The sequence below is a fragment of the Rhizobium ecuadorense genome (genome assembly GCF_001187535.1).
GTDB classification, from domain to species: domain Bacteria; phylum Pseudomonadota; class Alphaproteobacteria; order Rhizobiales; family Rhizobiaceae; genus Rhizobium; species Rhizobium ecuadorense.
On record NZ_LFIO01001661.1, the window covers coordinates 1 to 254 of the forward strand.

General features: G+C 59.8%; 1 pseudogene. It reads right to left on the minus strand.

The features are described 5' to 3' along the window. Positions 1-254: pseudogene (locus tag AF337_RS32930) on the minus strand (FAD-dependent oxidoreductase); the annotation flags it as partial.

Here is a 254-nt window from a genome sequence, read left to right on the forward strand (position 1 = left end):
GTCCGGATCATCCGCCGGAATGTCGGTCGAACCAACCAGTGCCAGCCCGAGATAGTCGTAGACCAGGCAGATTCGGCCGTCGTCGGCCTCGAAATAGATCATGTGGCCGTTGAGGCTTCGCACCAGCTCGGGATGGTCAAGCAGGATATGGGAACCCTTGGTGCCGCCGATCAGGTGCGATGGGGCGCCGAGTAAATTGTTGACGTGATCGATCCAGGGACCTGCCGCATTGACGACCAGTTTGGGAGCAACGG